General features: G+C 41.8%; 20 protein-coding genes. 10 read left to right on the plus strand and 10 right to left on the minus strand.

From position 1 onward, the window contains the following. The first annotated feature begins 216 nt into the window (after positions 1–216). Together zigA and AN213_RS09570 are read left to right on the plus strand one after the other, a co-directional pair. Entirely contained in the window at positions 217–1,413 is a 1,197-nt protein-coding gene (gene zigA, locus AN213_RS09565) for a zinc metallochaperone GTPase ZigA (RefSeq protein ID WP_055198437.1), read from the plus strand. Further along, a complete protein-coding gene (locus AN213_RS09570) occupies positions 1,413–2,081 on the plus strand; it encodes a DUF1826 domain-containing protein (protein WP_055198438.1) in 669 nt (222 codons plus the stop codon). Before zigA ends, AN213_RS09570 begins: the two co-directional genes overlap by 1 nt. Before the next feature lie 69 nt (positions 2,082–2,150). Here the strand turns inward: AN213_RS09570 and AN213_RS09575 are convergent, their stop codons facing one another. Continuing rightward, positions 2,151–2,717: a hypothetical protein gene (locus AN213_RS09575; RefSeq protein ID WP_150114706.1), complete on the minus strand. Its 567-nt coding sequence runs from the start codon at positions 2,715–2,717 to the stop codon at positions 2,151–2,153. A gap of 346 nt (positions 2,718–3,063) precedes the next feature. Between AN213_RS09575 and AN213_RS09580 the strand changes: the two genes are divergently transcribed. Beyond that, positions 3,064–3,537: a YqhA family protein gene (locus AN213_RS09580; protein WP_054560737.1), complete on the plus strand. Its 474-nt coding sequence runs from the start codon at positions 3,064–3,066 to the stop codon at positions 3,535–3,537. A gap of 177 nt (positions 3,538–3,714) precedes the next feature. Here AN213_RS09580 and AN213_RS09585 read toward each other — a convergent pair whose 3' ends face one another. Continuing rightward, on the minus strand, positions 3,715–4,869 hold the full coding sequence (locus AN213_RS09585; protein WP_055021311.1) for an iron-containing alcohol dehydrogenase: 1,155 nt from the start codon (positions 4,867–4,869) through the stop codon (positions 3,715–3,717). 43 nt (positions 4,870–4,912) lie between these two features. Next, on the minus strand, positions 4,913–5,746 hold the full coding sequence (locus AN213_RS09590; protein WP_055198442.1) for a type 1 glutamine amidotransferase domain-containing protein: 834 nt from the start codon (positions 5,744–5,746) through the stop codon (positions 4,913–4,915). Positions 5,747–5,852: 106 nt separating this feature from the next. On the opposite strand from AN213_RS09590, the gene AN213_RS09595 reads away from it, so the two are divergent. Then, positions 5,853–6,752, plus strand: a complete 900-nt coding sequence (locus AN213_RS09595) for a LysR family transcriptional regulator (RefSeq protein ID WP_055198444.1) — start codon at positions 5,853–5,855, stop codon at positions 6,750–6,752. Here AN213_RS09595 and AN213_RS09600 read toward each other — a convergent pair. Further along, entirely contained in the window at positions 6,733–7,269 is a 537-nt protein-coding gene (locus AN213_RS09600; protein WP_055198446.1) for a cysteine hydrolase family protein, read from the minus strand. The two genes, AN213_RS09595 and AN213_RS09600, sit on opposite strands and share 20 nt — an antisense overlap. A gap of 119 nt (positions 7,270–7,388) precedes the next feature. On the opposite strand from AN213_RS09600, the gene AN213_RS09605 reads away from it, so the two are divergent. Next, positions 7,389–8,336, plus strand: coding sequence for a GlxA family transcriptional regulator (locus AN213_RS09605; protein ID WP_054560742.1), 948 nt, complete (start codon positions 7,389–7,391; stop codon positions 8,334–8,336). 42 nt (positions 8,337–8,378) lie between these two features. Then, positions 8,379–8,687 carry a hypothetical protein gene (locus AN213_RS09610; protein WP_055198448.1) on the plus strand — a complete coding sequence of 103 codons (309 nt, stop codon included), beginning with the start codon at positions 8,379–8,381 and terminating at the stop codon, positions 8,685–8,687. Between the two features lie 200 nt (positions 8,688–8,887). Here the strand turns inward: AN213_RS09610 and polA are convergent, their stop codons facing one another. Continuing rightward, positions 8,888–11,623, minus strand: a complete 2,736-nt coding sequence (polA, locus tag AN213_RS09615) for a DNA polymerase I (protein WP_055198450.1) — start codon at positions 11,621–11,623, stop codon at positions 8,888–8,890. 511 nt (positions 11,624–12,134) lie between these two features. Here polA and elbB point away from each other — a divergent pair. The 3 genes from elbB (at position 12,135) to AN213_RS09630 (ending at position 16,125) form a co-directional block, all read left to right on the plus strand. Beyond that, on the plus strand, positions 12,135–12,785 hold the full coding sequence (gene elbB, locus AN213_RS09620) for an isoprenoid biosynthesis glyoxalase ElbB (protein WP_055021876.1): 651 nt from the start codon (positions 12,135–12,137) through the stop codon (positions 12,783–12,785). Positions 12,786–12,967: 182 nt separating this feature from the next. Beyond that, positions 12,968–13,360 carry a cytochrome c5 family protein gene (locus tag AN213_RS09625; protein ID WP_054561160.1) on the plus strand — a complete coding sequence of 131 codons (393 nt, stop codon included), beginning with the start codon at positions 12,968–12,970 and terminating at the stop codon, positions 13,358–13,360. A gap of 200 nt (positions 13,361–13,560) precedes the next feature. Next, positions 13,561–16,125, plus strand: coding sequence for a diguanylate cyclase domain-containing protein (locus AN213_RS09630; RefSeq protein ID WP_054561161.1), 2,565 nt, complete (start codon positions 13,561–13,563; stop codon positions 16,123–16,125). On the opposite strand, the gene rep is transcribed toward AN213_RS09630, so the two are convergent. After that, the gene (gene rep, locus AN213_RS09635) at positions 16,115–18,127 is read right to left on the minus strand and encodes a DNA helicase Rep (protein ID WP_054561162.1); all 2,013 of its coding nucleotides are present in this window, start codon (positions 18,125–18,127) and stop codon (positions 16,115–16,117) included. The genes AN213_RS09630 and rep overlap by 11 nt on opposite strands. 111 nt (positions 18,128–18,238) lie before the next feature. Here rep and ubiK point away from each other — a divergent pair, with 111 nt between their 5' ends. Beyond that, the gene (ubiK, locus tag AN213_RS09640) at positions 18,239–18,502 is read left to right on the plus strand and encodes a ubiquinone biosynthesis accessory factor UbiK (RefSeq protein WP_054561163.1); all 264 of its coding nucleotides are present in this window, start codon (positions 18,239–18,241) and stop codon (positions 18,500–18,502) included. A 51-nt stretch (positions 18,503–18,553) separates the two neighbouring features. Here the strand turns inward: ubiK and can are convergent, their stop codons facing one another. From can to ilvA, 4 genes are all read right to left on the minus strand, one after another. Further along, positions 18,554–19,216 carry a carbonate dehydratase gene (gene can / locus AN213_RS09645; protein WP_054561164.1) on the minus strand — a complete coding sequence of 221 codons (663 nt, stop codon included), beginning with the start codon at positions 19,214–19,216 and terminating at the stop codon, positions 18,554–18,556. Between the two features lie 18 nt (positions 19,217–19,234). Beyond that, positions 19,235–20,413, minus strand: coding sequence for a methyltransferase (locus AN213_RS09650; RefSeq protein ID WP_055198453.1), 1,179 nt, complete (start codon positions 20,411–20,413; stop codon positions 19,235–19,237). Between the two features lie 49 nt (positions 20,414–20,462). After that, positions 20,463–21,458, minus strand: coding sequence for an ABC transporter substrate-binding protein (locus AN213_RS09655; protein WP_055198480.1), 996 nt, complete (start codon positions 21,456–21,458; stop codon positions 20,463–20,465). A gap of 140 nt (positions 21,459–21,598) precedes the next feature. Beyond that, positions 21,599–23,149 (minus strand): threonine ammonia-lyase, biosynthetic, encoded by a 1,551-nt coding sequence (gene ilvA, locus AN213_RS09660; RefSeq protein ID WP_054561166.1) that lies wholly within the window; start codon positions 23,147–23,149, stop codon positions 21,599–21,601. Position 23,150 lies beyond the last annotated feature (1 nt).

Raw genomic sequence — 23,150 nt, forward strand, 5'->3', positions numbered from 1 at the left:
CAACATTCGGCATTTATTAACTTCGTATTTTTAGGTAAGCACACAGCAAAGCTCAGCTTTCACTAATAAAAAGCAATGCGATAGCGTATTACACTTCACTATCGTTAACCTTTATCTTGCAATAATACATAACAACTATTCCTAACCGCCCCTTTATTGATATATTATAACAAAACATTTACCATATTTTGTTTAATCTAATTAAGGGTCACTACCATGAGCAAACTTCCCGTCACCGTGCTCTCTGGCTTTTTAGGTGCAGGTAAAACCACTGTGCTCAGCCATATTTTAAATAACCGTGAAGACAAAAAAGTGGCTGTAATCGTCAATGATATGAGCGAAATAAACATCGATGCAGCAACAGTTAAAAACGATGTTTCGCTGAGCCGCGGCGAAGAAAAACTAGTAGAAATGAGTAATGGTTGTATCTGCTGCACACTGCGTGAAGACTTACTCATTGAAGTACGCGCTTTAGCGCAAACAGGCCAATTTGATTATTTGGTTATTGAGTCAACCGGGATTTCAGAGCCCCTTCCGGTTGCCGAAACATTTACCTTTGCCGATGAAGATGGCGTGTCACTTTCTTATGTTGCAAGACTTGATACCATGGTCACGGTCGTTGATGCCGTTAACTTTTTAAACGACTTTAACGAAGCCAAATTTTTACAAGAAACCAACGAGCATTTAGGTGATGAAGATGAGCGAAGCGTGGCCGACCTACTCATTGATCAAGTTGAGTTTGCTGATGTCATTTTAATTAGTAAAACAGACTTAATTAGCGCCGATGAGCTTGAGAGTTTAAAAGCCATTTTAAGTTCATTAAATACCTCTGCAGAGCTTATTGCTATTGAGAATGGCAAAGTTGATATCAACACAATTTTGGGCACGGGCCTGTTTAACTTTGAAAAAGCTCAGCAAGCACCTGGCTGGCTAAAAGAGCTGCGCGGCGAGCATACCCCAGAAACCGAAGAATACGGTATTAGCAGCTTTACTTACGAGGCCCGCCGCCCTTTTCACCCTGAAAAATTTTATAACTTTATTCATAACAATCAACGCGAAGGCAAATTGCTTCGCTCCAAGGGCTACTTTTGGTTAGCCTCTCGACCGCAATTTGCCTGCCAATGGAATCAAGCAGGCGGCATAGCCCGCTATGGTTTTGGCGGGATATTTTGGAAAGCCTTACCGAAAGATCAGTGGCCAACTGATAGCGACTACTTAGATTCAATTAACCAAGTATGGCAAGAACCCTTTGGTGATATGCGCCAAGAGCTGGTTTTTATTGGTCAAAACCTCAATCAAGCAGCGATCATTCAAGCTCTCGATAAATGCTTACTTAGCGACGATGAACTATTAGCAGGCAAAGCGCTTTGGCAAACCCTGCCCGATCCATTTCCTGTTTGGGAGGAAGCATAATGACAGCTTACGCATTAGAACATGACACTGATAACCTACCATCAGCGGCAGCAACAGCGCTAAGCCCTGTGGTGTTTTCACAAATTTATAAACCTGAGCATAACATTGCAATTTGGCAACGCAGCTTAACTGAACAGCTGCAATCAGAAGTAGCTGAGAGTATTACAGCTAACCCAGAACTCAGTATTAACGCTGTGATCAATCAAAATACCATTGTGGCTGACATAAATAAGGCCCTTGAAAAACTACCTCAAGCAGAAGAGCTTAAAGCCGACCTCGCTCAGCTTGTTGATATGTTTTGTTATTTATTTGAGTTAAAGCGCACCGGATTGCGCCTAAGAGTACTTGAACGTGCCATGTGCCCACGTTTTCATGTTGACAGAGTTCCTTGTCGGTTAGTCAGCACCTATTGTGGTAGTGGCTCACAGTGGTTGCAAAATGCAGGACTTGATCGCACTAAACTTGGTGCAGGTCACCAAGGATTAAGTGATGAAGAATCAGGGTTAATGACAGCAAATTCCAAAATTCACTCTCTTAATGTGGGTGATGTAGCTCTATTAAAAGGCGAAACTTGGCAAGATAACGAAGGCAAAGGCCTTGTGCACCGCTCACCAGCACTCGCTGCTGGAGAAAAACGGCTACTTGTAACCCTCGACTTTATTGCTTAATACGAGCATACCAACTGCGTCTATTAATTCTAATAGGCGCTATTTCATTCAAGAACACGCTACAACTGCTCAAGGCTTTAAATTAATGAAAAGCATACTGAGCGCACTTGCAATTGCCGATAGGGCAAACATCCTTAGTAACAGAATTAAGGCATTCCTTGCGCCACCAGCAAAAGTGCCTTTAAAGCTTAATGGGTAGCCATGAAAAACCATTAAATATAACACGTTAAAAAGCCCTACCCGCATCCCGTCAATTTCATGGGTATCGCCATTTTTTAAGTGAATTTCACATACATGCAAAGTGGGTAATCTAATTCGTGGTTCGCCAAACTTTCGTTTGCGTTTTAGATCCATCGTGTAGTGAAACAAAACCTCTGCGATTTCGTTTTTAGCAATGGTGAGAGTGTGATTTTGGTGCTCTTTAAAAGTCAATTTATCAATTTTGAGCTCATCCTTGCTTATGCTCATTGCCCATTTAGAACCAAAGCCATACTTCTTGTAAGTCATGATGCGCTTGGTAATAAACACGACCAAAAAACTTGTAAGACAAACTAAAAAAGCCAGCCATGGGTTAAAAGCATCTACTAAATAAAAACTAGATAGCGAAATTGCGCATACCATAAGCGCAAAAAACACTTCGGCCCACCCAGATAACGTCGCTAAGCCTGGGAGAGATTCTAGTTCTGTTATTGACTCTTCAGTTAGTGACGATTTTTCTTTAAAGGCAGCATATCGAAACCATTTTTTATCATTTAAATCCAGTTCGAGTGAGTGCTTAGCCATCGAGCCCATAAAAATCCCTTTTGTATTAATGCTTAATAGAAGCAACCTTTTTGTTCCTTAAACTTATACACAACCAGAGCTCGCACGTAAATACTTAAAGAACTAATAAGTTAAGCCCCCTTAGCTAATGAACGTGCTGTATTTAATCAAAAACCAGCTAAGCTTCTTATAACAAAGAAATTTATATATGTGAGCTGATATGGAGCGCCTTTTTCAAAATAGCCGGTTTTTAGTCATCATCGCGATTATCACTACAGCAATTTCGTCATTACTTGTTTATATAACCTGTGTGAACATCGTTTTTAATGTTGTTAAAACGACTCTTATATCGTTGCCTGACTCTGCTAAGGGAGGGAAAGAGATGATAGTCGAGCTTTTAAAAATTCTCGACTTATTACTGATTGGCATTACTCTTCAAGTTATTACCATCAGCCTGTACCGGCTATTCATTTCGCCTGCAACCACAAAGAGTAGCCAGTTTTTGGCCGCCTTTCATATCGAAGATTTTCATGACTTAAAAATTACTTTAGTGCAAGTAACATCTGTCATTTTGGTGATTCTGTTTTTAGAGCACGCCGTTGAGTTTGGCGGCACAATAGAAACCCTCTACCTCGGTATTTCTATTGCGATTGTGGTTGCCGCTTCGACCTTTGCATGGCGCTCAATGAAATAGTGAACACTCACCTACATTAGTTTATTTATTGGGGTAACGTAGCTGATATTGCTCTTTCATCACGCATTAAACTGCTCAAGTAAACCGCTCTTTTGGCTATCTTTAGCCAGTTCTAGCAAATCGATTTTAAGCACTAAAAAGGCGTAACACTTCATGTTACGCCTTTAAATTTAAGCCCTAAAGTGCAAGCGCTAATATTTGCTTAACTTTCGCTAAATCAATATCACCGTGTTCACCTAGCGTAGTTATCTCATTCTTTTCTAAGTTTTTAACAACCGCATCGATTGCTTGTTCATCAAGGTCATAATCAGCAAGGCGCGTTTTCACAGCCATTGCTTCGAAGAAGTCTTGCACTGCTTTAATCGTTTTATCGATTTGCTCAGCTTCATCGTTATAATTAAAACCAAACACTCGCGCACCAAGCTGTTGTATTTTAATAGACTTTTGCTCTTTTTGAACATGCATTAGCGCAGGTAAAACAATCGCCAGCGTTTGTGCGTGATCAAGGTTATAAAGGGCTGTTAATTCATGACCAATCATATGCGTAGACCAATCTTGCGGTACACCCTGACCAATCAAGCCATTCAGTGCCATTGTAGCCGACCACATAACATTGGCTCTTACATCATAGTTTTGCGGTTCATTTAGTGCTTTAGGCCCTTCGCTGATCAAGGTTTGTAAAATACCTTCTGCAAAGCGGTCTTGTAATGGCGCGTTTACTGGGTAAGTTAAGTACTGCTCAATAACGTGTACAAACGCATCTACAACACCATTACTTACTTGGCGCTCTGGTAACGAAAAAGTATATTCAGGATCAAGTACTGCAAAAACAGGTTGCACACTCGGTGATGAAAAAGCACGTTTTTGCGACGTCTCTTTTTTAGTAACCACTGAGTTACCGTTACTCTCAGAGCCAGTTGCAGGTAAAGTTAAAACTGCACCAATAGGAAGCGGGTTACTAAACTCAGCACCTTTAACAAGGATATCCCACGGCTCACCTGCAAAGTTATAAGCTGCTGCAACAAACTTAGCGCCATCAATAACGCTGCCACCGCCAACAGCTAGAATAAAGTTAACATTCTGCTCTTTAGCAGTTGCCACAGCTTGCATCAGCGTTTCGTATGTTGGGTTAGGTTCAACACCACCAAACTCAATCACGTCAACATCGGCTAATGCACTCATTGCTTGGTCGTATACGCCATTTTTCTTTATTGAGCCACCACCAAAAAGTAATAGTACTTTAGCGTTTTCTGGTAAACGTGACGTGATCTCACTCATTTGACCTTTACCAAACAAAATTTCGGTTTGATTTTTATAAATAAAGTTCAACATTTAAATGCCCCTTAAATTAGGTTTAAATTGCTAATTAGCTAATTTACTTAGCTAACATTTCTAAAAGCTTTTCTGCTAATAATTTATCTGAAAACGGGTTTTGCCCCGTAATGAGTTCGCGGTCAACAACCACGTTTGGCTGCCACTCACTAGCGAATGCCATATTTCCACCGGCGTTTTCCATTGCCATAGCGGGATAAAACTTAAGCTTTTTACCTTCTAAACTGCTTTCAAAAACACGCTCTTCAGGGTCTGAAAAAATAGTCATTTTATAGCCATCATAAATCCAGTTATTGGCCGATGCCTTTTCGCCATCTTTTATCGCTTGATAATAAGAATTTGGCTGAACTTGTGCCGACAACAACGTAATTGGGCCATGGCAAATTGCCGCTGTTGGTTTACCTTGCTTATTAAAGTGACGCAAAATTTCACCCACTTCTGGGTTGTTTGCTAAATCAATTAAAGGCGCATGGCCGCCTGGGATAAATACTGCCTCATACTGGCTTAAGTCACCCGCTAAAATTTCGCTTAGACTTGCGGTATCTTTGATATCTGGTAGCGATGCTACAAAACGCTGAATGCTCTGCATTTTAGCTTCATTACCATCAAAGTAGTCGGTACTCACTGATTTTTTATCTACTTGAGGCGCATTACCTTTAGGTGTTGCAAGTACAAGCTCATAACCCGCATCAACTAATGCTTTTGCTGGCACACCAAACTCATTTAGGTAGTAGCCTGTTTCGATGCTCTGGCCGTCAGCTAAGTCCATGGTTGTTTCACTTGATAAAATAACCAATACTTCGCCTTCACCCGCCACTGCAAACATCGACATAGTTGATGCAGCAACAAGCGTTAGTCGCTGTAATATCTTTTTCATAACTCATCCTTTAAGAAAGTACAGCCATCATAGTTGGTTTGCGGGGCGAGTAGAATTCGGATAAATTAAGAGGAGCAATCAGAATATTTATGGCTCGTACATTTACATGTCTTATCTCACGCAATTAAAAACCTTTGTTGAAGTTTATCGTTGTAAAAATATTACGAAGGCAGCGGCTAATTTAGGCTTATCTCAGCCTTCGGTGACCTCACACATTCAAGCAATGGAAGCTGTAGTTGGTAAACCTTTATTTGAGCGCAAAGCCCGTGGCGTTACCCCCACTGCCGCTGCACATGATCTAGCACTTCAGGTTTCTGGTCATATCGATATATTAGAGCAAAAGATCATGTCGATACGGGCACGTTCTGATGCCGCACATGGCACTGTTAATATTGCAGGACCTGCCGAATATATTAGTAGTGTATCGGGGCCACAAATTGCCAACTTACTGCAATCTGGCAATGTAAACCTTGTTCTGCATATTGGTAATAAGGTGAGTATTTTTGAAGCATTACAATCAGGTACTGCAGATATTGCTATTGCCGCATCAGCGCCTGATCCAGCACTATTCGATAGCCTTGTGCTCGACAAAGAAAAGCTCATTTTGGTGATGAACCGTCTACATGGCCGAGAAATCAAAGACAGCGCCATTACCGCAGCTTTACTCTCAAGCTACAATGTCGTTGCTTATGATGAAGAGCTGCCTTTGATAAGACAATACTTTGAAGCTGTATTCAACGCAAAATGCCACTCAAACGTCATTGCTATTTGCCCGGACATACGTGCTATTAGCAATATTATTCGTTCAGGTATTGGCTATTCTGTATTACCCGATTACCTTTGTCGCGATCAGATAAAAGCCGGAGAGCTTGTGCAACTAGGGCCCGAAGGCCCAGAAAACATAATTTACTTAGTTTGGAACAAAGGGGCACTAAAGCACCCCCGTATTGCATTTGCCAAAGATGTTATTTCGGCCTTTGCAAATATTAACTACTTTGCAAACTAAGCAAGGCTTGCTTTGCGTCTAACAGTTTTACTCGTGGGGCAAGCGCATTTAGTGCGATTAAATGTAGCATTTCAGATACTGTGGTACTCACATCCGTTATAACTGCCACATCGTACTCTTTAGCTTGCTCTGAGATAGCAGTATGAGTCACACAGTTTTGCGTCATCATGCCTGCGATCAAAAGTTTTTTAATACCATGTTGCTTTAATACATCTTCTAAATTGGTCTGATGAAAGCTGTCTGCATAGTGTTTTACAACCACAGGGGCTTCTGGTGCTGCTTTTAAAATATCAGGATGAATATCAACACCTTCTGTACCTTCATTAAAAAATGGCGCTACCCCCTGAGAAGGATCAGCAACATGCTGAATATGAATAGGTAAAACTCCGCGTTCTGTTGCTTGTTTGATCACATCTACTAGCTGATCTTTTACTTGTTTAGCCTGCCATAAAGGAAATGCACCATCTTCAAAATAATCATTCTGTAAGTCGATAATTAGTAATGCTGTGTTTGTCATTGTATGAGCCCTTTTTCATTTTATTGAACCCTAGTTTGCTGAATTTTTAACGTATCAAACAGTGACCCAAATACCATTTATCGATAATATTGGGCCAAAGTGTTTAATAAGGCTTTACCATGAATGTTGCAGTATTCGCATTTCCTAATATCAGCCCATTTCATCTTGCAGTACCATGTATGGTGTTTGGTGAGGGCGCTCGCTCGGCAGGTATCAAAGAATTTAATTTAACAGTGTGCAGCGAATGTGAACAGGTAATGCCCTCAAGTGCGGGGTTTGATATTCAAGCTCACCACTCAATAACAAAATTTGATCAGGCAGATATTATAATTATTCCGTCTTGGCCATCCCCTGAAACAGCCCCCTCTAAAGAATTAGCAACCAGTTTGCTAAACGCTCATAGCCGTGGCGCTATTATTGTAGGGCTCTGTTTAGGAGCTTATGCGTTAGCACACATTGGGCTTTTAGATAATATTGAAGCAACCACCCACTGGGCATACAGCGATGACTTTAAAGCTCGCTTTGCAAAAGTGAAACTTAACAATCAAGTACTTTACCTTGAACATGACCAGCTCTATACATCGGCAGGAACAGCAGCAGCTATTGATTGCTGCTTATATTTAGTTCGCAAATTTTTAGGAAGCGAGCAAACTAATGCTATTGCCAGAATGATGGTAACGGCTCCGTATCGCACTGGTGGGCAGACACAATTTATTGCCTTACCCGTCCCCGAAAGTGTTGCTGATGAGCGTTTAGCAAGCTTACTTGAACAGATGCAAGAAAACTTAGCTAGCAACCATACGATTGATACACTCGCAGAGCAAATGCACATGAGCCGACGCACCTTTACCCGCCACTTTCAATCGCTTACTGGACAGAGCGTTGGGCAGTGGCTGTTAAATCAACGTTTAAACCACGCACAGCGACTTCTTGAGTCAACTGATTTACCACTAGAACATTTAGCCGAGCAATGCGGCTTTGGCTCATCTGTTACTTTACGTCATCATTTTCGCTCTCAGTTTGGTTTATCACCGCGAGACTGGCGTAATGCATTCCGCCAAGCGTAAAGCTTAGGTATAATCTGTTTTTCGACTCGATTTTGGTTTTAAATGAAAAAGCTTTCTAAAGTACAATTAAAACAGCAAACCCTTGTATTAAATGTTGCCGACGCCCTTGAAGAGCAAGGTCGTGCAGAACTTGAAGGCATGTTGCAATGCTGGTTTGATGTGGAATACCACTTATTCCCAGGCTCATTGCTATTATGTTTTCAATTTGAAAACCAGCAATCACTCGATGCAGCGACCCCAGAACTATTAAAATGGCAAAAACGCCTAAGTGGCGCAATGCTGAAAAAAGGCGTGATTTTAAAAGACATGCGCAGGCATTTAGTGTTTACCCTAAAAGGCCCAGACGATTAAATGGAATGAGTTGTGAGTTGTGAGTTGTGAGTTGTGAGTTAGCAAGTTAGCAAGTTAGCAAGTTAGCAAGTTAGCAAGCCTAAATGACTTAGCTAACGCGTCAAGCAACTCGCTAATTTTACTCTTTCCCCTAGTAACTCGCTAACTTTTGGTCTGAAAGCTGACGGCTGATAGCTGACAGCTTTCATTTTTTGCGACTATTAGTGTGCCTGTTGCCAGTTGTCACCGCTGTCGGCTTCAACAATCAGAGGCACATCAAGAGTAGCCGCTTCAGACATTAGCTTACAAATTTCAGCTTTATAGTCGTCAACACACTCTTCTTTAATTTCGAACACTAATTCATCGTGCACTTGCATTAGCAGCTTCACTGAACCTTCAGCTTGCGCGTTCACCCACTGATGAACTTTAAGCATCGCTTTTTTGATGATATCAGCAGCAGTACCTTGCATTGGTGCGTTGATCGCAGCACGTTCAGCGGCTTTGCGACGAGCGCCGTTACGGGCATTGATTTCCGGTAAATGTAAGCGACGACCAAAAATCGTTTCTACATACCCTTTATCAGCTGCTTTTTCACGGGTTGTTTCCATGTACTCAAGTACGCCTGGGAAACGCTCGAAGTATTTATCAATATAATGCTGTGCTTCATGGCGTGGTACATCTAACTGACGTGATAAACCAAACGCCGACATGCCATAAATTAAACCGAAGTTAACCGCTTTCGCTTTACGACGCATATCGCTGGTAACCTCTTCAAGGCTAACCCCAAAGACTTCTGCAGCGGTTGCGCTGTGCACATCTAAACCATTCGCAAACGCAGTTAATAGGCCTTTATCTTGTGATAAATGCGCCATGATACGTAATTCAATTTGGCTGTAATCGGCAGCCACAATTTTATGGCCAGGTGCAGCAATAAAGGCTTCACGAATTCGACGGCCTTCTTCTGAACGAATTGGAATATTCTGTAAGTTAGGATCCGTTGAGCTTAAACGCCCTGTTGCTGTTACAGCTTGATGATAAGAGGTATGCACTCGCTTAGTGCGCTCATCAACCATTAGCGGAAGTTTATCTGTGTAAGTTGATTTAAGTTTAGATAAACCACGGTGCTCAATAATCACTTTTGGTAATGGATAATCATGAGCAAGTTCTTGCAATACTTCTTCTGCTGTCGAAGGTGCACCCTTAGGTGTTTTCTTGATAACAGGCAGCTCAAGTTTTTCAAACAAAATAGTTTGCAGTTGCTTAGGTGAGCCTAAGTTAAATTTTTCACCTGCAATATCATAAGCTTCTTGCTCAAGCTCTAACAGGCGTTCACCTAAACGTTGGCTGTGAGCTTCCAGCATGTTGCTATCAATTGCAACACCAGTACGCTCAATATCAGAAAGCACTGTGACAAGTGGTAACTCAATATCTTCGAATACCGATTTTAATTGGCTATCGGCATCAATTTTTGGCCATAACACTTGGTGAAGACGTAGCGTTATATCCGCATCTTCAGCAGCATAAGGCGCCGCTTTTTCTAGCTCAATTTGGTTAAACGTTAACTGCTTTTTACCTTTACCGGCAATATCTTCAAAGCTGATATTCTTATGACCTAGGTATTTCAGTGCCAGTGAGTCCATATCATGGCGGCTACCTACACTATTAAATACATACGACTCCAACATAGTGTCGTATTTAATACCCTTTAACTCAAAGCCCGCATTCGCTAACACGCTTTTATCGTACTTAAGATTTTGCCCCACTTTCGCTTTGTTTTCGTCAGCTAAGATTGGGCCAATTTTTGCCATTACGGTTTCTAAGCTTAATTGCTCTGGCGCATCTGGGTAATCGTGAGCAACCGGAAGATAAGCCGCTTCACCCGCCTTAACAGCAAAGCTCATACCAACCAATTGCGCTTGCATATAATCAAGGCTGGTTGTTTCAGTATCAAAAGCAAATAATTCAGCGTCATTTAACTGCGCCACTAAGGTATCTAGCTGCTCTTCAGTTAAAATAGTTTCGTAGTGTGCATCAGCAACTTTTGGTAGTTCGTTAGCTTCAGTTGGCACATCTAAATGCGTGTCAGCGTCTTTAGGATTATCAAGTAGCTCAGCTAACCAACGGCGGAACTCACACTCACCATAAAGTGCAATCAGCTCGTCACGATTAGGCTCTTGCAGCTTAAAGGTTTCAAGATCTGACTCAACCTCAACATCACACTTAATTGTTGCTAATTCATAGCTAAGTGGCAGATGATCAAGTGCAGCAGCAAGTTTTTCACCAATCTTGCCTTTAATTTCACCTGCATGATCAATAACACCTTGCAATGATCCATATTTTTGTAGCCATTTCACTGCGGTTTTTGGACCACAGCCATCAACACCTGGGATGTTATCGACCTTATCACCCATTAAAGCAAGGTAATCAATGATCAACTCAGGACCAACGCCAAACTTTTCAACCACAGTCTCTGGATCTGAAATGCTATCTGTCATGGTATTGATCAGCGTTACATGCTCATTAACAAGCTGCGCCATATCTTTATCGCCAGTTGAGATCAGTACATGACGCTGCTGCTCTGACGCTATACGCGCAAAGGTACCAATAACATCGTCAGCCTCAACACCTTCAATACTAATCAGTGGGAAACCCATTGCTTTAATAATGTTATGCAGTGGTGCGATCTGTGTTCGTAAGTCATCCGGCATTGGCGGACGATTCGCTTTGTATTCACTGTACATGTCATTTCTGAAGGTTTTACCCTTGGCATCAAATACCACCACCATGTGCGACGGATCATATTGCTTGATCAAACTCTTAAGCATATTAACTACGCCATAGATTGCGCCTGTCGCTTCACCTTTTGAGTTAGTAAGGTGCGGTGGCGAATGGTATGCACGGAATAAATAAGAAGAACCATCTACAAGAATAAGTGGATTTTCAGGGATCTGAGCCATGGTGAAATTGGATCCTAATTGAATAACATTAAATTGTTTGTAAGCATGCCATAAGGCCATGAAGAAAACGACTGTGAATTATTAACCAATAAAGGTTTATGACAGAGCAAGCTGTGGATAACTTTGTAGATAACAGACAGAGCCTATTCTCCCGAAATGAAAAAACATTTAGGAAAATTTTATAAGTTCATGTTTTGATTTAAAAAAGATATTACGGCGTTCTTTTTTTATTATTTTTGTCCGATGTGGAAAACGGTTTTAGTAGCGATAACCTTTTGCTTATTCGATACCGAATTAACATCCCTTTTCATAACCGGAGGAGTATTCTAGCATAATGGATCAAAGATCATAGCGATCCTTTATACTTTTTTTTTCGTTAGTAATTTATAAAAAGGCATAAACAGCTATTCATCACGCTTTGCGAGTTATCAAGCGACGAAAATTTTTTATTTTGTCGCCATGCTCGTATCCTTGTTAAACTAAAGCTAGTCGCATTAAGGAGAGTTCAAAAATGAAAAAAGTTGCTGTAATTTTAGCTGGTTGCGGTGTTTACGACGGCGCAGAAATCAATGAAGCCGTATTAACCTTATTACATATCGCAAAAGCAGGCGCGAGCTATCAATGCTTCGCACCCGATATCGACCAAATGCACACCATTAATCACCTAACCGGTGAAGAAATGACTCCTAACCGTAATGTGTTAGTTGAAGCTGCGCGTATTGCCCGTGGTGAAATTAAAGCGCTGACCGAGCTAAATGTAGATGAATTCGATGCCTTGATTGTACCAGGTGGCTTTGGGGCCGCGAAAAACCTATCTGACTTTGCTGTTAAAGGCGCAGATGCCCAAGTTCAAGGTGATGTACTGACAACTGCGAAGGGCTTTGTCGATGCCAACAAAGCAGCAGGTTATATATGTATTGCTCCTGCCATGCTGCCGCTTATTTATGGTAAAGGTGTAAAAACAACCATTGGTAACGATGCAGACACCGCCTCAGCTATAGAGCAACTTGGCGGAGCGCACCAAAGCTGTGCTGTGGATGATATCGTTGTTGATCCTCAGCATAAAGTGGTCACAACCCCAGCCTATATGTTGGCCCAAAGCATTTTAGATGCTGATGCGGGTATCGAAAAATTGGTTAACAAAGTATTAGAGCTTGCTTAAACATCAAGCTAGGAGCCAGTATTTAATGCTGGCTTTTCTTGCGCTAACGCAAAAAAATGACGGTTTTTCTCAAGAAAAAGCCTTTTAGATCATTTTATAAATTGTGGCTTAGCGTTATAATCGTTCTAATTTCCGTCAGATATCGTGATTGATCACGTTCAAATCGAAGTGAGCAAGGCAAAATGAAAAAACTATCAGCTGCATTATTACTGCTAGCAACAACGGCATATGCACAAGCGTATGACAACTCTTTGACTGAAGATGCAATTAAAAAGCGTCTAGCGCCAATTGGTTCTGTATATCTAGAAGGTGATAAAGCTGCGGTCGCTGCTGAACCTACAGGTCCTCGTTCTGGTGAACAAGTTTACCAAGCAGCATGTTTTGCTTGTCATGGTACTGGCGCACTAGGTGCACCTAAATCAGCTGATGATTGGGCTCCTCGTATTGCTAAAGGCATGGACACTCTACTTAACCATGCAATCAACGGTTTCAACGCGATGCCTCCTAAAGGTACGTGTATGGACTGTTCTGATGAAGAGATCAGCGCTGCTATCGATTTCATGACTAGCAAGTAACAGTTCAAAAACTAATACTAAGGGCTTAATTTTATTAAGCCTTTTTTTGTGCCTGCTTTTAGCCGCTAGACTAATGCTGTAGCCAAATACGCCCCATCATAAATTACTATTTTGTTAACATCTGTTACTTGACGATCTAATAAAAAAGTGGAACTATAAAGGACGAAATTTAAACAATAATAAGATCTGGTTCTAAATCATTGGAAGATTCAGCAACACACATTGATAAGCTAGAGCGAAAAAATGCTCGCTTAAAATCGCTTTTACAAAAGTATAAGCAATCACATCACTTGCAACATGCTCTTTTACAATTATCAGAGCAAGCAAGTACTGTTGCCGAATTAACTCTGCTCTACCCTGCTATCCACAACATTCTGCAAGACTATATCCCAAGTAAAAACTTCTTCGTTGTGTTGCATAACCCGGTTTACGATAACCTTGAGTTATCTTATTTCGCTGATGAAAAAGATGGTCTTTCAGTACCGTTAAAATATGAGCAGTACTTTAAAGAAGGCCTCACGGGTTACGTATTTAAACAAGGTAAAACCTGTTACTTTACCAAACAACAAACAGAGCAAGCGGTTGAACAAGGCTTACTTAAATGCTTTGGTACGCCAGCTGAGCATTGGGTTGGGGTGCCCGTCTATCGCGATAAAGTCATTATTGGCGTCATGGTCGCGCAAAGCTATGACAATAAGCAAGGCTATTCGGAGCAGCAAATAGAGTTGCTAGAGGCTATGTCATTATATTTAGCGACAGCAATTGAACGAGTAAAAAAACGTGAACTGCTCGAATCTGAAGTAAAAATTCGCACCCGTGCACTGACACAAAGTAACCAAGCACTTAACGACGAAATTCAACAACGTAAAAGTGCACTAGAACGTCAACAGATCTTATTTAAAATATCAGAGCTGGCAACACAAAGTAAAAACCTCGACGATGTATATCTGCATGTACATAACATTATAAAAAATATTACCTATGCAGATAACTTATACATCGCATTGTACGACCAACAATCACATTGGTTGAGTTTTCCTTACTGCGTCGATGAGTTTAACGACAATGGTAAACCAAGGCCATTTGCTAAAGGCTACAGTGAACTGGTGCTCAGCACTGAAAAATGCCAAGTCATAGATAGTGAAAGAGCAAAAGAGCTTATCAAGCTGGGCGTTATAGAAAGACCGGTTAATGTACCACCAGAGCGCACCGCGACGAGTTGGTTAGGTGCTCCGCTGAAAACCTCGCAAGGCGTTATAGGTCTCATTGTTTGCCAAGCTTATAACAATAAACATGAATTTAGTCAGGATGATTGTGAGCTAATCACCTTTGTATCGCATCAAATTGCTAATGTTATTCAAACTCACCTAGCAAACCAAGAGTTAAAGCTTAGTCACCAAAAGCTTGAGCACCGGGTCACTGAAAAAACCAAAGAACTTCGCCAAGCCAATATGCACCTGCAAATGCAAATTGAAGAGCGTAAAAAAATAGAGCAACAGCTGTATCACGATGCACACCATGACTCACTGACGAGCTTACCGAATCGCAGTTTATTCTTAACTCAACTTGAAAAAACATTGCAGCATTACCAGCGCTACCCAGAGCAGCAGTTTGCAGTGCTATTTATTGACCTTGATAAATTTAAAGACATCAACGATCACCTTGGTCACCAAGCAGGCGATCAATTTTTAATTGGTGTTGCCGAGTCTTTCTCGCATTGTATACGTGAGCACGATTTGCTTGCACGTTTAGGTGGTGATGAGTTTGTGATATTGCTCACTCACTTAACAGAACAACAGCAAGCCCAAGATGTTGCCAAACGTATTATCGAAATTATGAGAAAACCTTTCTGTATGAAGGGTCAGTGCATTCAAAGTGGTGCCAGTATTGGTATTACCTACTCAAAACCAAGCTACAAGCACACCGATGAAATTATACGTGATGCGGATGCAGCCATGTATTACGCGAAAAATGCAGGCCGTAATCGCTTTGAATGTTTCCATCCGCTGCTTAATGCCAGCAATGTACAGCATGATGCTGACAATATGCATCACTTAGATGATTTGCCTATGCACTTTAGAAGTGCCGAAATCATTACCTTGGATGAACAATCTCGCGCAGAGTCTTTACTCGAAGCATTTGGTGAACACCCAGTACTTGGTAGCACCAGCTTTGAAGTACTTAAGAAATTTGCGACCGATAGAGTACAGCACTTTGAGGTTGAACTTAATTTATTAAAACAAGCCTTCAGCTTAGTAAGTGACAGTAATCTAGAAAAAGTACTGTTCCCTTGCTCTGGTTTAGTCCTTGAACGTATTAATTTTCAAGCACTGTGTAAGCTATTAAAAGCCCACGATGCAAATAGAATGTGTTTATTATTCAATGAACAAGAAATTCGTTATGCATCAGCAGTACAAATTGAAAATTTAAAAAACTTGGTCGCACAAGGATTTTCGATTGGTTTAAATGAATTTGCTAAAGATCGCTGTGAGTTAAACTTACTAACAGAGTTCCAATTCGATTACTTGTTATTAAGTTCAACATTCAGTAAGCGTGTACTACAGCAAGAAAACTATCACCTACAACTGCAAGGTGTGCTGGCGATTACTAAGCTGCAAAATATCCAAGTAATCGCGAAAGGCCCGTCAATTTTTAACTACCGCACCTTACTCGATAAGCACGGATTGTCATTGTTTATTGGTAAGCAACATGCGCTGGCGCCCTTCGAACACGAAGCACCGAGCGCACAATTTATTACTTCTTAAGCATTGCTCTTAGATTAGCTACACGAGCTTGGCCTTTTTCCATGCGCTCAGCCTGCGAAGACGGTGGCTTTTTCGCTTCGAAGGCTAAATCATCTTGTGGTAACTCCTGTACAAAGCGACTGAGCTCAGTATCTGAAGTTTCACCAAATTGACGACGTAACTTAGCATAAGTCATTACCAGTTCTTGCTGAGCACGTGTGATACCTACATAAGCAAGACGACGCTCTTCTTCAACGTTATCTTCATCGATACTTACTTGGTGCGGTAACAAACCCTCTTCCATACCAACCATGAACACATACGGATACTCCAAACCTTTTGAAGCATGCAGTGTCAGTAATTGTACCGCGTCAGATTCGTCTTCTTCTTCGTTACGCTCAAGCATATCGCGCAGGGTCAGTTTACTAACCACTTCAGCAAGGTTCAGCGGTGGATTATCTGCATCCCCTGTTAGCATGTCGGTGATCCAACGATAAAGCTCTGAAACGTTTTTCATACGCATTTCAGCGGCTTTTGCACTCGGTGATGACTCATAAAGGTATGCTTCGTAGTTAATTTGCCTAACTAACTCTTTCACTGCTTCAAGGGTATCGCCCCGTACCGCATTATCAGAAAGCTCAACTACCCAGCGGGCAAAACCAGCTAAAGCATTAAAACCACGACCCTTTAATCTGTGCGCAAGCTCAGGCTCAAAACAGGCAGCAAATAAGCTGATATGCTTTTCATTAGCAAGGGTGCCGAGCTTTTCAAGTGTGACCGTACCAATCTCACGACGTGGCGTATTTACTATACGTAGAAAGGCATTGTCATCATCTTGGTTCACCAATAGGCGTAAATACGCCATGATATCTTTGATCTCTGAACGCGAGAAAAACGACATGCCGCCACTGATCTTATAGGGAATGCGGTTGCTCATAAGTGCTTTTTCAAACACGCGTGCTTGGTGATTACCACGATATAAAATCGCGTAATCTTTATAACTGGTGCGTTTCATGAATTTATGAGAAATGATCTCTGCCACCACTCGCTCTGATTCATGCTCTTCATCACGACAACCAATCACTTTGATAGGCTCACCATAGCCAAGCTCACTGAATAGCTTTTTATCAAACTCGTGAGGGTTATTAGCAATCAAAATATTCGCCGCTTTTAGAATTCGCCCTGCGCTACGGTAGTTTTGTTCAAGCTTAATTAAACGTAAGCCCGGAAAATCTTTACTCAATAGCACAAGGTTTTGAGGCTTAGCACCGCGCCATGAATAAATTGATTGGTCGTCATCGCCTACCACGGTAAAACGAGCTCGTTCACCCACCAATAACTTAACCAGCTGATACTGACTGGTATTAGTATCTTGATACTCATCCACCAGCAAGTAACGAAAACGCTGTTGCCAACGCTCACGAGCAGTGGCATTTTGGCCCAGCAACAAAGTAGGGATCATGATCAGATCATCAAAATCTAGGGCGTTGTAAGCACGTAATTGATTTTGATAACGCGCATACAGCTGAGCAAACAAGGCTTTTTGCGGCTCACGGGCTTCGCGAACAGCACGCTCTGGCAGAATCAATTCGTTCTTCCAGCTACCTATTTGCATTTTTAGTAGGTTGAGTAGATCTTTGTCTTTTTTAAGTTCTTCTTCGGTCAGCTCTGCTAATAACTGGTTGGTATCTTGATCATCAAACAACGAAAAACCAGGTTTAAAACCTAACGTCGTTAACTCTTTTTTGATGATCTCAAGCCCAAGGGTGTGAAACGTTGAAACCCATAAGCCTTTCGACTCTTGTTTACCCAGTGTTTGCGTTACACGCTCACGCATTTCTTTTGCCGCTTTATTGGTAAAGGTTACCGCTGCAATATTGCGCGCTTGATACTCACACTTTTGCACCAAGTAAGCGATTTTATTAGTAATAACACGCGTTTTACCAGATCCCGCACCGGCTAATACCAGACACGGTCCACTGATATACTTTACCGCTTCATCTTGTTTTGGGTTGAGTTTCATAAGCCCCTAAAGAAATTATCCAAAGACAGGACGGGCAATTTTACCGTAATCACTACACTACGCCTAGCCAATAAGGTAAGATTGTTTTTTTACGTGACTCAAGGGACGAAGATGATCAACCCAGCAAAACTTGAAGAAATCGCTAAGCAAATTACTGACAACATGCCGCAAGGCGTGAAAAACCTTGCCGAAACAGTTGAAGGCAAAACAAAGCAAGCTATTCAAAACAAACTTGCTGAGATGGACTTTGTAAGCCGTGATGAGTTTGATATTCAAAGCCAAGTACTTATTCGTACTCGTGAAAAACTCACTGAGCTTGAAGAGAAAGTTGCATTGCTCGAGCAGCAACTTGCTAGCAAACAAGACGAACAATAAAAAAAGGAGAGCGAATTAGCTCTCCTTTTTTCTACCTAGCTAGTTTTAGGTTTAGCTTTTTTCTGCCACACGTTCAAATACGCGCTTAACGGCAATACCGTAGGTATCACTGGCTTCTTCTGCACAAGTCACAACCGACTCTAAGTCATTAAGGTGACCATTTGCTAAGCCATACACCCAACCATGAATTGTTAACTCTTGGCCTTTCGCCCAAGCATCTTGCACAATGTTAGTACGGCACACATTACGTACTTGTTCGATAACGTTTAGTTCAATTAAGCTATTTAAACGCTCTTGCTCAGGTAATGCATTGAGTTGTTCGATGTGTTTTTCTTTTACATCACCTACGTGTCGTAACCAGTTATCAATTAAGCCAAAACGCGCTTCGTTTAATACTGCTTGAACACCACCACAGCCATAGTGACCAACGACCATGATGTGCTTCACTTTCAGTACTTCAACAGCGTATTGCATTACCGAAAGACAGTTATGGTCGGTATGCACAACAACATTTGCCACGTTACGGTGAACAAATAGCTCACCCGGTAATAAGTCTACGATTTCGTTTGCAGGTACACGCGAGTCAGAACAACCGATCCACAGGTACTCTGGATTTTGCTGCATTGATAGAATTTTGAAAAACTCAGGATCATTTTCACTCGTACGCGCTGCCCAACGTTTATTATTCTCGAATAAATTTTTTAACTTTCTCATTGCGCCTCTTTACGGTATTTAATAATTAGCTTGGATCAAGATATTCCTTGGTGTCAGCTGCTTTTCGCAAAACGTACTAACTGTTACTTGATACCCTTGTTGTTGCAAATATAAAGCACGATCGAGCACGAGCCAAACTTCAATTGCCCTTCTGAACACATGTCGGACGAGTTCAACTCGCTCAGTAACCCTTTTGCGCTTTTTACCTATCTCTAAAAATTTATTATAATCAATGCCTTCTGGTAAAAATAATGATTTTTTCTCAGCTGCCCACAAACAAAATGAGCTAAACGAATCAGAGAAGATCGCTTTGTTCACTGATGGCACACTCACATAGTGCATTTCACCGGTCAGCGATTTACGTAGCGCATCAAATCCAAGACGCCATTCAACCTCTGTTTTTCTTACCTTATCAACTCGGCTCGGTGCTGTTACCGTTTCTTGCAGCGCCAGTTTTAAATCGCGATGAGTAAGTGCAAGTTGGCTTTGCTTGGCAGGCTCGCTCATTGCTTGATAGGCGTTATCTGTGAATAAATGATAACAGCACGGTGAAAAACTGATTTGTTGGGTTTTCGCTTTGCTTGCTTGCTGCATAAATGTTTGATGCAAACGACCACAAGCATGTAAAGCAACAGCATGCTGCTGGCTTTCAAAAAAGCCATCAGTGTCATCGGTTAATACATCAGCTTGTGTAAACTGCATCGCCAATTGCTGTTGTTTAGCACTGTGTTGACCTTGGTCGCACAAGTGTTGTTGTAGCTCAATGCTATGTACACGTGGTGCTCCATTGAATGCCAACATGCGACCTAAATGCCCTTTACCTGCACACCATTCTAAAACAGGCTGGTTTAATGGCTGCTGACTGATCGCCGCGACAAAGTCTTGTAGTTGCTCAAACTTACGGCCTTTAATGCCATTACTTATCCAAAACGGAAATTCATTACGGGCAGCACTTATCGCTGGCAACTCACACAATTCAGCCAGCTTTTCGATGTGTTCGATTTCATCAGTAAAATAACGATATAAAGCCTGCTGATCGGCATCAAGTTCACTCACTTGTTGGTCATCAAGCGCCCATAATAAGTTGGCTAATTCAGGCCAAGGAAGATCATCAAAATCAAATGCGGTACATTGCCAGTATTGGCGGGTTGAAAATAGCAGTGCATCTAAGGCAGCAAAGTGCTCAGCAAGTGTCATAACTACTTAGCGACAAGAAATAAAAAGCAGTATAACAGATTTATCTTATTTAACGTCGGTTACTACTGATCAAACGAATGTACAATGGCACACATGCAATACTTAAAATGATGGCTAGGATCAGCATCCAAGATAGCTCAAACCCTTCTGTTTGCTGTTGATCATACATAAAGCCATCAAAGGCCTGATCAAACTCATCCTGATCTAAGCCATATAAATCTGCAATCAAGCGCCACTTTGCCATCGACATATTGCCAAGATTAATGCCCGGTGGTTGAATGTAGCTTGCTAACACATGGGCTTCATAGGCCAGCTCTTGTACGCTTTTATGGGTGGCATAGTGCTGCTTGGTTACATCTATGCTTTCTTCTAAGTGTAATAAGGCATACCGCCACCCTTTTAAGCTGGCACGATAAAAGCGCTCAACAACCTCAGGCTTTTTCGCTAAAAATTGCTCAGAGGTATATAAAATATCGCCATACACATTCAAACCAAACTTTTGCGGGCAAATAAGTCGGTGACCTACTCCTTGTAATGTCATCGTGTAAGGCTCATTAGTGACATAAACTTGCACCGCATCTAAATCACCGGCAAGCCACTCTTTAATACCGCCTTCATGGCTAGCTGCCATCAAGCTTTCTAGGCTCAATCCTGCGCGCTGTAACATCACCAGTAATTCAGCATTTTCTATTGAACCGATTTTACTTAGCTTTTTACCAGCAAAGTCTCTTGGCTGAAAAATATCTGAGTTATTTTTTACCATCCAGCAGTAAGGTGAAAACTGCAGTATGGCTCCAAGGGCAACAACCGGAGCGCCTTGCTGACGCTTTTGTAATATGCCTGAGTGAGTAATGGCAAAATCGGCTTTACCGCTTAGTACTTTAGGGAAGGTATCTGGGTGGTTTGGATCAGCAGGAATAATAGAGACATCAAGGCCAGCTTCCTTATAAAAGCCTTTTTCAGCAGCCATATAATAGCCTGCAAATTGAAACTGGTGAGTCCATTTTAATTGTAAGCTAACTTTATCAGCGCACTGCGCGCTCATAGTTAGTATTAAACAGATTACCCCTAATAGGCTTTTTATACCTTGCACGCATCATCCTTGCTTGAAACCGTGCATTAACTATAGGAAAAATAGAGAAAAAAACAAGGCTGCTAGTTAGCAGCCTTATTCAGGTTTTATAACTAATTAGCCACTTTCACTGCGCTCAACTCCTGACCTTGGCTGGTTAGGAACTGGGTGAAACATGGGTTGTTTGTTTCATCTTGAACGTTGTATCCCAAACGGTTCAAATGCTCATTGAATACTTCATAATCACTCGGTTCGATAGCAAAGGCCGCCAGCACATTACCAATAGCTCCACCATGGTTACGGTAATGGAATAAAGTAATATTCCAATTACTACCAAGGGTATCTAAGAATCGCGCCAGTGCACCTGGGTATTCAGGAAACTCAAAGCGTAATAAACGCTCATGAAGTTGAGCTGGCGCTTTACCACCCACCATATAACGAATATGCAATTTAGCCAGCTCGTTATCTGATAGATCGCAAAACGTGTAGTCATTTTCTGTCAGTGCTGCTTTTAACTCATCGAGCTCTTGCTGCCCTTGTCTTAAGGCAATACCAACAAAAATTTGTGCTTCGCCAGGGCCTGCATAACGGTAATTAAACTCGGTGATAGCCCTGCCACCTAATGAGTTACAAAACTGCTTAAAGCTACCCTTTTCTTCTTTTATGGTCACGGCAAGCAGTGCTTCGTTCTTTTCACCAAGTGCCGTTCGCTCTGCAACATAACGTAAGCGGTCAAAGTTTAAGTTTGCACCCGATAAAATCGCAGCTACGTTTAAGCCTTTAACACCATTTTGTTGGCACCACTTTTTAAGGCCCGCTGTTGATAGCGCCCCTGAAGGCTCCGCTATAGCACGAGTCGAAACAAAGATATCTTGCATTGCGGCGCAGATTTCGTCGCCCGTTACAGTGACCACTTCATCACAAAACTTTTGCGCTAAACGAAATGTTTCTGTGCCAATAACTTTTACGGCTACACCATCTGCAAAGCTACCAACACGGTCAAGCTCAACGGGCTTGCCTGCTTCAAGCGCTGCTTTTAGGCAAGCACTCTCATCAGCTTCAACACCAATGACTTTGATATCAGGACGTAACGACTTAATGTACACCGCCATGCCTGCTAGCAAACCACCACCGCCAACAGGAATAAAAACAGCATCAAGGTCATTCAATTGCTGCATTAATTCACGGGCAACGGTACCTTGGCCAACAATCACATCAGGATCATCAAACGGTGGCACAAACACCCCGTTACGCTGCTCTGTCAGCTCTAAAGCATGGGCTTTTGCCGCATCAAAATGATGGCCGTGTAATACCACTTCACCACCGAGTGAACGTACTGCATTCACTTTAATTTCTGGTGTTGTGACTGGCATCACAATCGTTGCTTTATGGCCTAAAAATGAAGCACTGAGTGCAACGCCTTGTGCATGGTTACCCGCTGAGGCTGTGATCACATCAGAACCTTTTGGCAACTTGCTCAGTTTATGAAATGCACCACGAAGCTTAAATGAATAAACCGGTTGTTGGTCTTCACGCTTTAACCACACATGGTTGCCTAGCCGTGCACTAAGATCAGCCATTTCGCTGACCTCAGTGACTTTTGCAAGGGGCTCCATGTTCGCTTGGATAATAGCGCGAAAATAATCGAGCTCTTGAGAAACCATA

Source organism: Pseudoalteromonas sp. P1-8 (genome assembly GCF_001399985.1).
Lineage (GTDB): Bacteria > Pseudomonadota > Gammaproteobacteria > Enterobacterales > Alteromonadaceae > Pseudoalteromonas.